Here is a 14928-nt window from a genome sequence, read left to right as displayed (position 1 = left end):
CTCAGCCGGCCAGCGCCTCGCGCACCGCCGCCACCTGGCGGCGCGATACCGGTAGCGGGTCAGGCACACCGTGCAGGCGCACGGCCCAGCCTTCGCCTTCCTCGCCTTCGTGGCGCACCAGGGCGCGCAGTGCGTGGCGCGCCACCAGGGTATTGCGGTGCACGCGCACGAAATGCTGGGCGTGGCGTGCCTCCAGCTCGCTCAGGGGCTCGTCCACGATGTGGCTGCGCGCCCAAGCCCGCACGGTGACGTATTTCAACTCGGCGCGCAGGTACAGCACCTCGGCCAGGGGCACGCGCTCGGTGCGGCCGCGTTCGTGCACCAGCAGCGCCGGGCCGTCGTCGGCCACTGCCGAAACCCGCGCCGGCGCCGGCAGCGCGGCGCTGCGCTGCACCTTGGCCAGCGCCTGCTGCAAGCGCTGCAGGCGCACCGGCTTGGTCAGATAGTCCAGTGCATCCAGCTCGAAGGCGCCCAGGGCGTGCTCGGCATGCGCGGTCACGAACACCAGCGCCGGCGGCGTGGGCAGCGCCTGCAACTGGCGCGCCAGCACCATGCCGTCCATGCCGGGCATGCGGATGTCCAGCAGCAGCAGTTCCACCGCCGGGCCGCCCGGCGCCTGCAGCAGGGCCAGGGCGCCTGCCGCGTGCTCGGCTTCGCTGACGCGGTGGCTGGCGTCGCAGTCGAGCACCAGGCGGCGCAGCCGGCTGCGTGCCAGGGATTCGTCGTCCACGATCAGGATGTGCATGGCAGGCGAAGGTCAAGGCCAGGGAAGAGCCCGATCTTAGGCCGCCCTTGCGGCGCTTCAGCCGTGGTCTGTCGGGCTCTGCTGCTGCGGCGCGCGCGCCAGTTGCCAGAACACCCGCGCCAGCCAGGCGCTGGCCAGCACTGCGGCCAGTGCCATCAGCCAGTGGCCCAGGCGCTCCTGGTCGTCCAGCAGGTAGGCGTTGCACAGGCGCAGCGGCGCGTCCACGTACAGCTGCCCGACCACGAAGGTCATCGGCAGGGTGTTGCCCAGAAAGAAGCCTTGCACGATGCGCCCGGCTGGCGCCCAGGACAGGCGCAACGCCGCCCCCGCCAGCACCAGTGCAGCGAACTTGGCCGCCTCCACCCCGGCGCTGCGCAGCGCCAGGTCGAGCACGCGCGGCACCATCAGCACCGCCAGCACCACTGCCACCAGCACCAGCCCGCTGATGCCCTGCGCGTTCCAGCGCGCCAGCGCGGTGCGGCTGCGCGCGGGCAGGGCCGCGGCCATCAGTGCGCCGGCCAGCGCCAGCAGCGGCAGCTGCAGCAGCATGTGGCGCCACATGCTGGCCTCCAGTGCGCCGCGGGTCCAGGGCAGTGCCAGCGCCAGCAACAGCAGCAACCCGGCCAGCGCCTGCCAGTGTGGCGGCCATGCCAGGGCCGGCCAGGTGGGCAGTATGGCGCGCAGAGTCCGGGCGTTCATGACCGGCTCCGGCGCGCCAGGTGGCGCGCATAGGCCAGCGCCAGCTGCTGCTCGGCCAGGTCGAACACGCGCTGCATGCGGCCCTGCGCGTCGAACACCAGCAGCGCCGCGTTGTGCTCGTAGTCACCGCGCCCGTCGGGGACGACCACCACGCCCAGCCGGCGCAGCAGCGCCTGCTGCTGCGCCGCGTCGGGCACGCGCGCGAAGCGCCACAGCGCGGCATCGGCGCCCAGCCCGTGCGCGTAGCGCCGCAGCGCCACCGGGTCGTCGCGCGCACCGTCGAAGCTGAGCGACAGCAGCCGCACGGCCGGCGCACCGCCCGCCGCCGCGTCCGCCTGCAGGGCGGCCTGCAACTGCTGGAAGCTGCTGCCCAGCGACAGGCACACCGTCTCGCAGTGGGTGTAGAAGAAATCGACGATGGTCACGTCGCTGTCCGCCAGCAGCGTGCGCAGCGGCGCGGTGTGGCCTTCGGTGTCCTGCGCCAGCACCTCGGGTACGGGAACCGGGCGCAACGCCACCTCCAGGCGACGCGCGCCCTCGTCGGTCCAGACCTGGAAGTCATGCGTCAGCCAGGCCGCCGCCGACCAGCCGCACAACAGCAACAGAACGCTGGCAATGGCGGTGCGCAGCACGGCGCTACTGTGTCAGCGCCTTCAGCGCGGCGCCGCCCTCGAACGGCGTCTTGCGTTCGCTGCCGGCGCGCTCGGTGGCGAACAGCGCCGCCGGCACGGCCTCGGCCTGGTTCGACCAGCCGGAGCGGATGTAGCTGGCCACGGCGGCCAGTTCGTCGTCGCTCAGCTGCGCGAACGCCGGCATGGCGCCCTGGTAGCTGGTGCCGGCCACGGTGATCTCGCCGTTGATGCCGTGCAGCAGGATGTTGGCCAGAACGCGCGGCTCGCCCTTCACCCACTCCGAGCCGTCCAGCGGCGGGAAAACGCCGGGCAGGCCCTTGCCCGTGGCCTGGTGGCAGGCGGCGCACTGCGCGGCGAACAGCGCCTTGCCGTCCACCGCCGCGCCGGCGGCGGCTGCGGGCTTGCCGGCCAGGTCGGCCACGGTGCGCTGGTCGCCCAGGTCGGCGTGGTCCAGCGGCTCGGAGGTGAAGAGGTAGGCCACGCCGAACACCACCATCGCCAGGGTCACGAAGACCGCCAGCATCGGGATCGGGCGGATGGCCTCTTCGGGGTCTTCATGCTCGCGCTGCTGCGCGCGCCGGTCGTCGGAGCGTTTCATGGCAGGCCTTTCACGATGCGGCAGCGGGCTTTGCCGCGGGCGCGGCGGCGGCGCCGGGCGCCTCGCGCGGCTCGGGCGGCAGCACCGGATAGCTGCGGTTGAGCGACTGCAGGTACTTCACCAGGTCCAGCGCCTCGGGCGTGGGCACAACCACCTTGCCCGGCGGCGTGAAGCCCGGTGGCAGCTTCAGGGTTTCTTCACCCGCCTCGGCCTTGTCCTTCACGTCGAACAGGTAGGGGTAGGCCGGCATGATCGAGCCCGGTACGTAGGCGCGCGGCTGGTACAGGTGGCCCAGGTGCCAGTCCTTGCTCGGCTGGCGCACGCCAATGTTCATCAGGTCCGGGCCGGTGCGCATGCTGCCCAGCAGGTGCGGGCGGTCGTAGGTGTAGTCGCCCGGCACCGTGGCGCGGCCCCAGCCGCGCTCGGCGTCGGGGCCGAAGCTCTTATCGCGCGGTTGCTGGGTGTGGCAGTACACGCAGCCGTTGGCGATATAGGTGGCGCGCCCGCGCAGCTCGGCGCTGGTGTAGGGCTTGAGGCCCTCGGGCGGATGCACGTCGCGCACCTGGATGTAGGGCAGCACCACCAGCGCCGCCGTGGCCAGGCCCAGCGTCACCATGGCGCCCGCGGCCAGCTTGACTTCATTTTCCATGCGCCACCTCCAGAGTGTGTGCGCCGGCGCGCAGCAGCGCGGCGCCCGTGCGCTGCGGGCCGAAGCGCAGCGCCATGGCCATGAAGTGGCCGACGAAGACGATCTGGCTGGCCACCATCAGCGCGCCGCCGACGCTGCGCGACTTCAGCCACGGCAGGGTGACGGCGACCGAGTCCATGAACGGCCGCGCGCCGTCCAGCATGTACTCGCCCTGCAGCCAGCCACCGATGGACAGGCCGACGAAGTAGATGGTGATGCCGATGGCCGCCAGCCAGAACTGCAGCGTGATCAGGCGCGGGTACGGCCACTCCCAGTGCAGCACGCGCGGCATCATGAAGTAGATGGCGCCGAACAGCACCATGGTCACGAAGCCGTAGGCGCCCAGGTGCGCGTGCGCCACGGTGAAGTGCGTGAAGTGCGTGACCTGGTTGATCGAGCGCAGCGCCTCGAACGAGCCCTGCACCGACGACAGCATGTACATCAGCCCGCCGAACATCATGAAGCGCAGCGTCGGTGAGTACAGCGCCAGCCGCGTGCGGCCCCACATGGTGCCGGCCATGTTGATGGAAAAAGCCGCCACCGGCACGATCATCATCATGCTCTGCACGATCGACAGCGTGACCAGCCAGCCCGGCACCGGCCCGCCCACCAGGTGGTGGCCGCCGACCTGCGCGTAGAAGAACGCCAGCGTCCAGAAGCCCAGAATGGACAGGTTGTACGAGCGCACCGGCCGCGCGATGATCTTGGGCAGGAAGTAGTAGATGGCGCCCACGCTCACCGGCGTGAACCACAGGCCCAGCACGTTGTGGCCGTACCACCAGTTCATGGTGGCCTGCTGCACGCCGAAGTGCACGCCCGGCAGCTTGGCCACCAGGAACAGCAGCGTAATCCACAAGAGCGCCGCGACGTGGTACCAGACGGTGACGTACAGCGACTCGACCTTGCGGTTGACCAGCGTGTAGAGCACCGGGCCGACGATGCAGACCATGCCGGCAACGACGAACAGGCCGATCTGCCACGGCATCTCCAGATACTCCATGCCGTCGGTCCAGCCGGCGCCGATGGCACCGATGGCGCTGGCCACCGCCACGTTGATCAGCGCGCCGCCCAGCATCACCCACATCGCGCCCATCAGCGGCGTGCGCAGCAGGCGCGGCAGCAGCCAGATGATGACGCCCAGGGCGGCATTGGTGATCCAGCCGTAGAGCACAGCGGTCAGGTGCACGGTGCGGATGCGCCCGAAGGTCATCCAGGCCTCGCTGACCAGCCAGTCGGGCATGTGCAGTTTCAGCGACGCCGTCAGGCCCGCCACCGATCCCAGGATCAGCCACAGGCAGGCGAAGGCGATGAACATGAACACCGGAAAGGCGCTGGAGCGGTCGGCATCCAAGCGCTGCTCCAGCGCGGCCTCATCGGTGGGGTGCGCCGTGTCCTGCGGCTCGGTGGCGGCGGACTGCAGTTCGGCACGTTCGGCCGGGGGCAGGGCGGGATCGTCCACCTTGCCGATCTCGCCGGGGGCGAAGATGACCGAGGCGGCGCGTGGGTTTTCCACCAGCAGCCCCTTGCGCATCGACCACATAAAGACAAAAAGTCCAATGATCGACAGCAGGAAGGCGCCGGCCAGGCTCAGCAGGGCGCTGTCCATGACGGAGTTCCTTTCTCGTGGGTGGCGCGAGCCGGGCGCCGGAATGTTCTTGACGCAGCGCAAATGCGAACAGGCATCGGCGTGCTATGCGTAGCAGGCCGATTCTAAGATTCACATTACATTCATTTTTGTTTGCACAGCGCAAACCCGCGACCTGGACAGTGTCAAGCGATGCGGGGCGCTGTGCGCTATGCCGCCGGCAAGCTGATGCGCACCCGGTACAGGCCGTCCTGCACCCCGGCGCGGAAGTCGCCGTCCACGTCGTGCAGCAGCCGCAGGCGGTCGCGCACGTTGGCCTGGGCGATGCCGTGGCCGCGCGTGCCGGCCGGCGTGGCCGCGTCGCTGGCGGTGGGCAGGGTGTTGGTGATGGTCAGCCGCACGCGCGCGCCGCGCAGCTCGGTGGCGATGCGCAGCCGCGCGCCATCGCGCGCCGGCTCCACGCCGTGCTTGACCGCGTTCTCCACCAGCGGCTGCAGCAGCAGCGGCGGCACGCGCGCGCCGCCCGCCTGCGGATCCAACTGCCACTGCACGCGCATGCGCGCGCCGAAGCGCACCTGCTCGATGGCCAGGTACTTGCGCGCCAGCTCGATCTCCTCGTGCAGCGGCACCGCCTCGGCCTGCTCGACCAGGGCCTGGCGGAACAGGTCGCTCAGGTCTTCCAGCAGGCTCTCCGCGCGCGCCGGTTCCTCGCGCACCAGGGCGATGGCACTGTTCAGGGTGTTGAACAAAAAGTGCGGCCGGATGCGCGCCTGCAGCTCGGTCAGGCGCGCGGTGGTGGCCGCCGGCAGGCGCGCCCGCGCGCGCAGCGCCAGCGCCGCCACCAGCACCGCTGCCAGCAGCGCGCCGCTGGCGGCGGCGGCCAGCCAGGGCGGCGGCGCCGGGTTGGCCCAGACCAGCACGGCGCACGCGCCCAGGCCGGCCAGCGCTCCCAGCAGCACGCCGGCGGCCTGCTGCAGCGGCGCGGCCAGCCGCGCCAGGGCGTGCTGCGCGGCGCAGCCGATAAGCAGCCAGGCCAGCGTGGCCGGCAGCGCGCCGCCGGTGAGCAGCGCCAGGCGCATCAGCCAGTCCAGCGTCGAGTCCGCGCCGTACAGCGCGCCCACGGCCAGCACCGCCTGCACGAACAGCACGGCGCGCAGCACCACGCCGGTATGGCAGGCGTCGTACAGGGATGCCGACGGCGTGGCCATTGCGTGCCGTGAAGGCGCCGCGGCGGCAGTGGCGGGGCGGGTCGATAAAATTTGCGGCTTTTGCATGCGTGCCACCGGAGCCTACAGGGCGGCGGGAGCCGCGCCCTCACCGGATTATTGTCTCCATGTCCTCTGCCTCGACCACGCCCCAGCCGTCCCACGATCAGCTCGCCACCAAGTCCCAGGCCTGGTCCGCGCTGTTTTCCGAGCCCATGAGCGACCTGGTCAAGCGCTACACCTCCAGTGTGTTCTTCGACAAGCGCCTGTGGCAGGCCGACATCGCCGGCAGCCTGGCGCACGCCGAGATGCTGGCCGCGCAGGGCATCATCGGCCAGGACGACCACGCCGCCATCCAGCGCGGCATGGCCCAGATCAGCCAGGAGATCGAGGCCGGCCGCTTCGACTGGAAGCTGGACCTGGAGGACGTGCACCTGAACATCGAGGCGCGCCTGACGCAGCTGGTCGGCGACGCCGGCAAGCGCCTGCACACCGGCCGCAGCCGCAACGACCAGGTGGCCACCGACGTGCGCCTGTGGCTGCGCGGCGAGATCGACCTGATCGCGCAGCTGCTGCGCGAGCTGCAGCAGGCACTGGTGGAAGTGGCCGCGAAGAACGTCGACGTGATCCTGCCCGGCTTCACCCACCTGCAGGTGGCGCAGCCGGTGAGCTTCGCGCACCACCTGCTGGCCTACGTGGAAATGTTCGCGCGCGACGCCGAGCGCATGCAGGACGTGCGCCGGCGCGTGAACGTGCTGCCCCTGGGCAGCGCGGCGCTGGCCGGCACCACCTACCCGCTGGACCGCGAGCGCGTGGCGCGCACCTTGAGCATGGACGGCGTGTGCCAGAACAGCCTGGACGCGGTGAGCGACCGCGACTTCGCCATCGAATTCACCGCCGCGGCCAGCCTGGTGATGGTGCACGTCAGCCGCCTGTCGGAGGAGCTGATCGTCTGGATGAGCCAGAACTTCGCTTTCATCCGCATCGCTGACCGCTTCACCACCGGCTCGTCGATCATGCCGCAGAAGAAGAACCCCGACGTGCCCGAGCTGGCGCGCGGCAAGACCGGCCGCGTGGTCGGCCACCTGATGGGCCTGATCACCCTGATGAAGGGCCAGCCCCTGGCCTACAACAAGGACAACCAGGAAGACAAGGAGCCGCTGTTCGACACGGTGGACACCTTGAAGGACACGCTGCGCATCTTCGCCGAGATGGTCGGCGGGCAGGCGGACCCGGCCACCGGCGCCAAGGCCGGCGGCATCACGGTGAACGCCGAGGCGATGCGCGCCGCCGCCTTGAAGGGCTACGCCACCGCCACCGACCTGGCCGACTACCTGGTGAAGAAGGGCCTGCCGTTCCGCGACGCGCACGAGACCGTGGCGCACGCCGTCAAGGCCGCGTCCGACCAGGGAGTGGACCTGGCCGAGCTGCCGCTGGCCACGCTGCAGGGCTTCCATGCCGCCATCGAGGGCGACGTGTTCGACGCGCTGAGCCTGGAAGGCTCCCTGAACGCGCGCAATACCCTGGGCGGCACCGCGCCGGCGCAGGTGCGCGCACAGCTGGAGCGCCACCAGGCACGGCTGGCCGCTTGAGATTGCTATATAAAGAGTAGCTGGAGGCCCTTTGTTGGTATGGGCCAAGGCCGGATTTGATGTAAAACCGGCGCCAGCACGGCTGTTTTTCGTTCTCGCAACCCTTGCAAAGGCCTGCCATGTCCCTCACCCGCCGCCACCTGCTGACCCAGGCCGTCGCCGCTGCCAGCACCCTGTCCGCCGGGGCGCCCGTGTGGGCGCAGCCGTCCAAAACGCTGCGCATCCTGGTCGGCTTCCCACCGGGGGGCGGCACCGACGCCGTGGCGCGGCTGCTGGCCGAGAAGCTGCACGCCGTGCTGGGCCAGACCGTGGTGGTGGAAAACCGCCCCGGCGCCGGCGGGCAGATCGCCGCGCTGGCCTTGAAAAACGCGCCGGCCGATGGCAGCGTGCTGTTCCTGACGCACGACCACACCATCTCCATCCTGCCGCAGGTGGTGAAGAACGCTGGCTTCGAGCCGGCGCGCGACTTCGTGGCCGCGGGCGGCTTCGCCACCTTCGTCAACGGCCTGGCGGTGTCGCCTGGCACGCCGGCCAGGACCTTCCAGGAGTACGTCGCCTGGGTGAAGCGCCAGCCCGGCGGGCAGAGCGCGGTGGGCATCCCGGCGCCGGCGTCCACGCCGGAATTCCTGGTGCGCCTGCTGGCGCGCCGCTACCAGCTGGACCTGGTGGCCGCGCCGTACCGCGGCAGCGCGCCGATGATCGGCGACATGCTGGGCAACCAGATCCCGGCCGGCATCGGCTCGGTGCAGGACTTCATCGAGCACCACCGTGCCGGCAAGCTGCGCATGCTGGCGGTGCTGGGCGGCCAGCGCCAGGCGGCGCTGCCCGACGTGCCGACCTTCGCCGAGCTAGGCCTGGCCGGCTTCGAGGACACGCCGTACTACGGCTTCTACGCCCCCGCCGGCACGCCCGACGCGGCGCTGCAGCGCTTCGCCCAGGCGCTGGCGCAGGTGGTGGCGCAGCGTGAGGTGCATGGCCAGCTGACCGCCATGGGTCTGAGCGTGGGCTACATGCCGCCGGCGCAGCTGGCCGAACGCGAGCGCGCCTACACCCGGGTGTGGACGCGCATCATCCAGGACGCGGGCTTCACGCCGCAGTAGCGCGCGCCCGCCTGACCGCCCCGACCCCGGCCGCCGCGCGTGCCGCCGGGCGCCATGACTGCCCGACCACAAGGACACGCGCATGACCGCCGCCGCTGCTGCTGCTCCCGCTTTTTCTCGCACCGCGCGCCATGCGGCCCTGTTGAGTCTGCTGGTGGGTGCCGGCGCGGCGCAGGCGCTGTCCGTGACCAGCCTGTCGCCTCAGGGCGAGGTGGCGCAGGTGCGCCAAGTGGTCGCCAAGTTCGACGCGCCGGCGGTGCAGTTCGGCGATGCGCGCGCGCCGGCGCCGTTCACCGTGTCGTGCAGCGACGCGGACGCCGCACGCGGCACCGGCCGCTGGAACAGCGAACGCGAATGGGTCTGGGAGTTCGCGCAGGACCTGCCGCCCGGCGTGCGCTGCAAGGCCAGCGCCAACACAGGGTTCAAATCCAGCTCTGGCGCAGTATTGGCGGGGGTGTCCAGCTATCGTTTTAATACCGGCGGGCCGTTCGTGCAGCAGGTGCGCCCCGGTACCTGGCAGGAGATCGACGAGGAGCAGGCCTTCGTGCTGCAGCTCAGCGGCGCGGCCACGCCGGCCAGCCTGGCCGAGCATGTCTGGTGCGTGGCCGACGGCGTGGGCGAGCGCATCCCGGTGCGCCTGCTGCAGGGCAAGGAGCGCCAGCAGGTGCTGGCCGGCGCGCGCGTCGCCCAGGCGGCCGAGCGGGCGCCGCAGCGCTACGCCGCGCTGAGCTGCGCGCGCCGCCTCACCGCCGGCAGCCGGCTGCAGCTGGTCTTCGGCGCCGGCGTGGCCACGCCCAGCGGCGTGGGCAACCGCGTGGAAAAACGCTTTGCCTACCGGGTGCGCGAGCCGTTCGCGGTGGACTTTTCCTGCGAACGCGAGAACGCCCAGTCCGGCTGCCTGCCGATCCGGCCGATGCGTGTGAGCTTCAACGCGCCGGTGCCGGCCAAGCTGGCGCGCGCCATCCGCCTGAAGGGCGCGGGCCAGACCCTGACGCCGCGCCTGGAAGGCGAAGGCGAGGGTGACGAGGGCGCCAAGCAGGATGCGGCGGTGCGCTCCATCACCTTCGCGCCGCCCTTCGCCACCCAGGCGCGCTACACCCTGACGCTGCCGGCCGACCTGCGCGACGACGCCGGGCGCGCGCCGCGCAACGCGCAGAACTTTCCGATGGAGGTCGCCACCGGCGCCATGCCGCCGCTGGCCAAGTTCGCCGCCGCGCCGTTCGGCATCGTCGAGCGCTACGCCGAAGGCCCGGACGGCCCGGCGCTGCTGCCCGTCACGCTGCGCAACGTCGAGGCGCAACTGGCAGTGCAGGCCCTGCAGCCGGGCGCGGGCAGCGCGCCCAAGAGCCAGGTCGGCACGCTGCAGCCGCAGGGTGACGCGGACATCATTGCCTGGCTGCGCCGGCTGGAGCGCTACGACCAGTTCAGCGTCTCGCGCAAGCAGGCGCGGCGAGAGGTCAAGGGCACTCTGCCGTCAGCGCTGGAGAGCGACGACGACCAAGTGCAGTCGCGCATGCTGTCGCTGCTGGCCGGCCGGCCCGGCGTGCAGCAGCTGGAGCTGCCCGTGCCGGCTCAAGGCGACCCGCGCCCGTTCGAGGTCGTCGGCATCCCGCTGCCGCCGGGTTTTTCGGTGGTCGAGATCGCCTCGCCGCTGCTGGGCGCGGCGCTGCTGGACGCGCGCCACGGCGACGCGCGCACGATGTACGTGCGCACCGGCGCGCTGGTCACCAACCTGGGTGTGCACTTCAAGCTGGGGCGCGAGAACGCCCTGGCCTGGGTGACCAGCCTGGACAAGGGCCAGCCGGTGGCGGGCGCGCGGGTGCAGGTCTCGTCCTGCGACGGTCGCGCGCTGGCCAGCGCCACCACCGACGCGCACGGCGTGGCGCGCCTGGACGGCCTGTCGCCCGAACCGCTCGAGTGCAGCGGCGAGGGCGAATGGCGCCGCGCCTACTTCGTCAGCGCCCGCGCCGGGGACGACCTGGCGTTCGCCTGGAGCGATTGGCAGCGCGGCATCGAGCCCTGGCGCTTCAACCTGCCCACCAGCAGCGACGCCCGCCCCGACGCGCTGGCGCACACCATCTTCGACCGCACGCTGCTGCGCGCCGGCGAGACGCTGTCGATGAAGCACCTGCTGCGCAGCCAGACGGCGCAGGGCTTCGGCCTGCCCCAGGCCCGGCCGGGCCAGCTGGTCGTCACCCACGTCGGCAGCGGACAGGAGTTCACCCAGGCGCTGGCGTGGCGCCGCACCGCCACCGGGGGACTGAGCGCGGAGAGCGAGTTCAAGGTGCCGCCGGCCGCGCGCCTGGGGCTGTACCAGGTGACGCTGCGCGGCGGCGAAGGCATGCCCAGCTTCGACAGCGGCAGCTTTCGGGTGGAGGAGTTCCGCCTGCCGGTGCTGCAGGGCAGCATCGCGCCGGCCGGCAAGCAGCCGCTGGTGCGCGCGCGCAGCGTGCAGGCCGACGTGCAGGTGCATTACGTAGCCGGCGGCCCGGCGGCGCGGCTGCCGGTGCGCGTGTCGGCCATGGTGCAGGGGCGGTACCTGCAGTTCGACGGCTACGACGACTTCAGCTTCCAGCCCCGGCGCCGGCCGGATGCGGGCGGCGAAGGGGGCGATGACGAGGAGCCCGCCGCGCGCCAGGACACGCGCGTGGTGGCCGACAAGCTGCCCCTGGTGCTGGATCAGGCCGGCGCCGGCCGCGCCAGCATCGACGGCCTGCCGCCCTCGCGCCAGCCACAAGAGCTGGTGCTGGAGGCCACCTACGCCGACCCCAGCGGCGAGGTGCAGACGCTGCGAGGCACGCGCACGCTGTGGCCGGCGGCGCTGGTCGCGGGCATCAAGGCCGAGGGCTGGGCCTCGGCGGCCGGGCGCGCGCGCTTCCAGGCGCTGGCACTGTCGCTCGACGGCAAGCCGCTGGCCGGCGTGCCGCTGACCGTGCAGGCCGTGGCGCGCAGCACGCGCACCAGCCGCAAGCGCCTGGTAGGGGGTTTTTACAGCTACGACAACCAGTCGCAGACCAAGGAGCTGGGCATCGTCTGCACTGGCAAGAGCGACAGCCGCGGCCTGCTGCTGTGCGACGTAAAGCTGGACGACCCCGGCGAGGTCGAGCTGGTCGCCAGCGCGCGCGACAAGGACGGCAACGAGGCCGAGGCCGCTACCTCCATCTGGGTCACGCGCCGCGGCGAGCTGTGGTTCGGCGGCGAGGACCACGACCGCATCGACCTGCTGCCCGAGAAAAAGCGCTATGAGCCCGGCGAGACCGCGCGGCTGCAGGTGCGCATGCCGTTTCGCTCGGCCACGGCGTTGGTGGCGGTGGAGCGCGAGGGCATCATCGACACGCGCGTGGTGCAGCTGCACGGCAGCGACCCGACGCTGGAGCTGAAGATCGAGGACAGTTGGGCGCCCAACGTGTACGTCAGCGTGCTGGCGCTGCGCGGCCGGCTGCACGAGGTGCCGTGGTACAGCTTCTTCACCTGGGGCTACAGAACGCCGCGCCAGTGGTGGCAGGCCTTCTGGCACGACGGGCGCGAATACGTCGCGCCGACCGCGCTGGTGGACCTGGCCAAGCCCGCCTACCGCCTGGGCGTGGCCGAGCTGCAGGTGGGCGCCGCCGCGCACCGCCTGGCCGTGCAGGTGCAGGCCGACCGGGACAGCTACCCGGTGCGCGGCCGCGCCCAGGTCACGGTGAGCGCGCGCCTGCCGGACGGCCGGCCTGCGGCCGGTGCGGAGATGGCGCTGGCGGCGGTCGACCAGGCGCTGCTGGAGCTGATGCCCAATACCAGCTGGGACCTGCTGGACGCCATGCTGGCGCGCCGCCCGTGGGGCGTGGAAACCTCCACCGCGCAGATGGAGATCATCGGCCGGCGCCATTACGGCAAGAAGGCGGTGCCGGCCGGCGGCGGCGGCGGGCGCGCGCCCACGCGCGAGCTGCTGGACACGCTGCTGCTGTGGCAGCCGGCGCTGAAACTCGACGCCAACGGCCAGGCGAAGGTCACGGTGCCGCTGAACGACGCGCTCACCACGTTCCGCATCGTCGCCGTGGCCGACGCCGGCACCGGGCTGTTCGGCACCGGCGCGGCCAGCATCCGCGCCACGCAGGACCTGCAGATCGTCAGCGGCCTGCCGCCGCTGGTGCGCACCGGCGACCGCTTCCGCGCGCAGCTCACGCTGCGCAACACCACCACCAAGGCGATGCGGGTGCAGGCCAGCCCGCGCGCCACGCTGCTGGAGCTGCCCGCGCAGCAGCTCGACCTGCCCGCGGGCGAGGCGCGCGAGATCGGCTGGGACGTGGCCGTGCCCGAGGCGCTGGCCGACACCCGCGCCGCGCAGCTGCTGTGGGAGATCGAGGCGCGCGACGAGACCTCCGGCGCGCGCGACGCGCTGAAAGTGAGCCAACACGTGCTGCCGGCCGTGCCGGTCAGCGTGCAGCAGGCCACGCTGGTGCAGGTCGACGGCGCGCTGCAGCGTGAGGTGGCGCCGCCCGCGGGCGCGCTGCCGGGCCGTGGCGGCGTGCGCCTGGCGTTCAGCCCGAAGCTGGCCGAGGGCCTGCCGGGCGTGCGCGACTGGTGGGCGCGCTACCCGTACAGCTGCCTGGAGCAGCAGGCCAGCCGCGCCGTGGGCCTGCGCGACGCTGCGCTGTGGCAGGGCATCGTCGCGCGCCTGCCGACCTACCTGGACGAGGACGGACTGGCGCAGTACTTCCCGCCGCGCCAGGGCAGCGGCCATCGCGGCAGCGACACGCTGACGGCCTACCTGCTGGCGGCGTCGCACGAGGCCGCGGCGCTGCACCCCGAGTTCGCCCTGCCGCCCGAGGTGCGCGCGCCGCTTCAGCGCGGCCTGATCGCCTTCGTCGAGGGGCGCATCCAGCGCGACTTCTGGAGCCCGCGCAAGGATCTGGACGTGCGCAAGCTGGCCGCCATCGAGGCGCTGTCGCGCTACGGCCAGGCGCAGGCGCGCATGCTGGCCAGCATCGCCATCGCGCCGCAGCAGTGGCCGACGCACGCGGTCATCGACTGGCTGCTGATCCTCAAGCGGGTGGAAGGCATCGCCCAGCGCGAGCAGCGCCTGCAGGAGGCGCAGCAGGTGCTGCGCGCGCGGCTGTCCTGGCAGGGCAGCCGCGTCGGCTTCGCCACCGAGGACAGCGATGCCTGGTGGTGGCTGATGCAGGGCGGCGACGTGAACCTGGCACGGCTGCTTCTGGCAGTGCTGGACGAGCCGGGCTGGCAGGACGACCTGCCGCGCCTGGCCAGCGGCTTCATCGCGCGCCAGCAGGGCGGCGCCTGGCACACCACCACCGCCAACCTGTGGGGCGGCCTGGCGCTGGAGCGCTTCAGCGCCCGTTTCGAGTCCGTGCCGGTGGCCGGCAGCACCCGCGCCGCTCTGGGCACGGCCAGCGCCGCCGTGGACTGGGCGCGCGTGCGCCGCGCCACCAGCGCCGACCCGCAGGGCGCCGAGCACCAGGCCAGCCACTACGGCGCCCCGGCCGCGCCGGGCCAGCTGATCGGCAACCAGATGCTGCTGCCCTGGGGCAGCGGCGCGCAGCAGCTGTCCGTCACGCACCAGGGCCCGGGCAAGCCGTGGCTGACGCTGCAGTCGCTGGCGGCGGTGCCGCTGGCCGCGCCGTTCTCGGCCGGGTTCTCCATCAAGAAGACCGTCACGCCCGTCGACCCGGCCGAGCCGGCGCTGCCCGCCGGCCAGTACCGGCGCGGCGACGTGCTGCGCGTGACGCTGGAGGTCACCGGCAGCGCCGACATGACCTGGGTGGCCATCACCGACCCGATCCCGGCCGGCGCAACCATCCTGGGCAGCGGCCTGGGGCGCGACTCGGCAATCGCCACCCAGGACGAGCGCCCGCGCGAGGGCGCCGGCTGGCCGGCCTACGAGGAGCGCAGCTTCGAGGCCTTCCGCAGCTACTACGAGCACCTGCCCAAGGGCACGGTGACAATGCAGTACACCGTGCGGCTGAACAACGCCGGCACCTTCCAGTTGCCCGCCAGCCGCGTCGAGGCGCTGTACGCGCCCGAGATGCACGGCGAGGCGCCGAACGCGCGGGTGACGGTGCAGCCGGCGCGCTGAAGCGCGACTGC

General features: G+C 72.2%; 10 protein-coding genes. 3 read left to right on the top strand and 7 right to left on the bottom strand.

Annotated elements, in window-relative coordinates:
- Position 1: 1 nt before the first annotated feature.
- From BLQ61_RS11610 to BLQ61_RS11580, 7 genes are all read right to left on the bottom strand, one after another.
- Positions 2–745, bottom strand: a complete 744-nt coding sequence (locus BLQ61_RS11610; protein ID WP_091570301.1) for a LytR/AlgR family response regulator transcription factor — start codon at positions 743–745, stop codon at positions 2–4.
- Positions 746–802: 57 nt separating this feature from the next.
- Positions 803–1444 carry a hypothetical protein gene (locus tag BLQ61_RS11605; protein ID WP_245704003.1) on the bottom strand — a complete coding sequence of 214 codons (642 nt, stop codon included), beginning with the start codon at positions 1442–1444 and terminating at the stop codon, positions 803–805.
- Positions 1441–2076, bottom strand: coding sequence for an SCO family protein (locus BLQ61_RS11600; protein ID WP_091570298.1), 636 nt, complete (start codon positions 2074–2076; stop codon positions 1441–1443). The genes BLQ61_RS11605 and BLQ61_RS11600 overlap by 4 nt, the downstream gene beginning before the upstream one ends.
- A gap of 4 nt (positions 2077–2080) precedes the next feature.
- Positions 2081–2674 carry a c-type cytochrome gene (locus tag BLQ61_RS11595; protein ID WP_091570295.1) on the bottom strand — a complete coding sequence of 198 codons (594 nt, stop codon included), beginning with the start codon at positions 2672–2674 and terminating at the stop codon, positions 2081–2083.
- 10 nt (positions 2675–2684) lie between these two features.
- Positions 2685–3323 (bottom strand): cbb3-type cytochrome c oxidase subunit II, encoded by a 639-nt coding sequence (locus BLQ61_RS11590; protein WP_091570293.1) that lies wholly within the window; start codon positions 3321–3323, stop codon positions 2685–2687.
- Complete coding sequence (locus tag BLQ61_RS11585; protein ID WP_091570290.1) at positions 3313–4968, bottom strand: cbb3-type cytochrome c oxidase subunit I; 1656 nt, start codon at positions 4966–4968, stop codon at positions 3313–3315. The genes BLQ61_RS11590 and BLQ61_RS11585 overlap by 11 nt, the downstream gene beginning before the upstream one ends.
- A 188-nt stretch (positions 4969–5156) precedes the next feature.
- Positions 5157–6221, bottom strand: a complete 1065-nt coding sequence (locus BLQ61_RS11580; RefSeq protein WP_091570287.1) for a sensor histidine kinase — start codon at positions 6219–6221, stop codon at positions 5157–5159.
- Positions 6222–6280: 59 nt separating this feature from the next.
- Here BLQ61_RS11580 and argH point away from each other — a divergent pair, with 59 nt between their 5' ends.
- The 3 genes from argH to BLQ61_RS11565 all read left to right on the top strand — a co-directional run bounded on the left by argH (position 6281) and on the right by BLQ61_RS11565 (position 14917).
- The gene (gene argH, locus BLQ61_RS11575) at positions 6281–7744 is read left to right on the top strand and encodes an argininosuccinate lyase (RefSeq protein ID WP_091570285.1); all 1464 of its coding nucleotides are present in this window, start codon (positions 6281–6283) and stop codon (positions 7742–7744) included.
- Between the two features lie 119 nt (positions 7745–7863).
- Positions 7864–8844 carry a Bug family tripartite tricarboxylate transporter substrate binding protein gene (locus tag BLQ61_RS11570; protein WP_091570282.1) on the top strand — a complete coding sequence of 327 codons (981 nt, stop codon included), beginning with the start codon at positions 7864–7866 and terminating at the stop codon, positions 8842–8844.
- An 82-nt stretch (positions 8845–8926) separates the two neighbouring features.
- Positions 8927–14917 carry an alpha-2-macroglobulin family protein gene (locus BLQ61_RS11565; protein WP_091570279.1) on the top strand — a complete coding sequence of 1997 codons (5991 nt, stop codon included), beginning with the start codon at positions 8927–8929 and terminating at the stop codon, positions 14915–14917.
- Positions 14918–14928 lie beyond the last annotated feature (11 nt).

It is taken from the genome of Oryzisolibacter propanilivorax (genome assembly GCF_900103645.1).
Taxonomy (GTDB): Bacteria; Pseudomonadota; Gammaproteobacteria; order Burkholderiales; family Burkholderiaceae_C; genus Melaminivora; species Melaminivora propanilivorax.
This window is presented reverse-complemented; position numbering and strand designations above follow the sequence as displayed.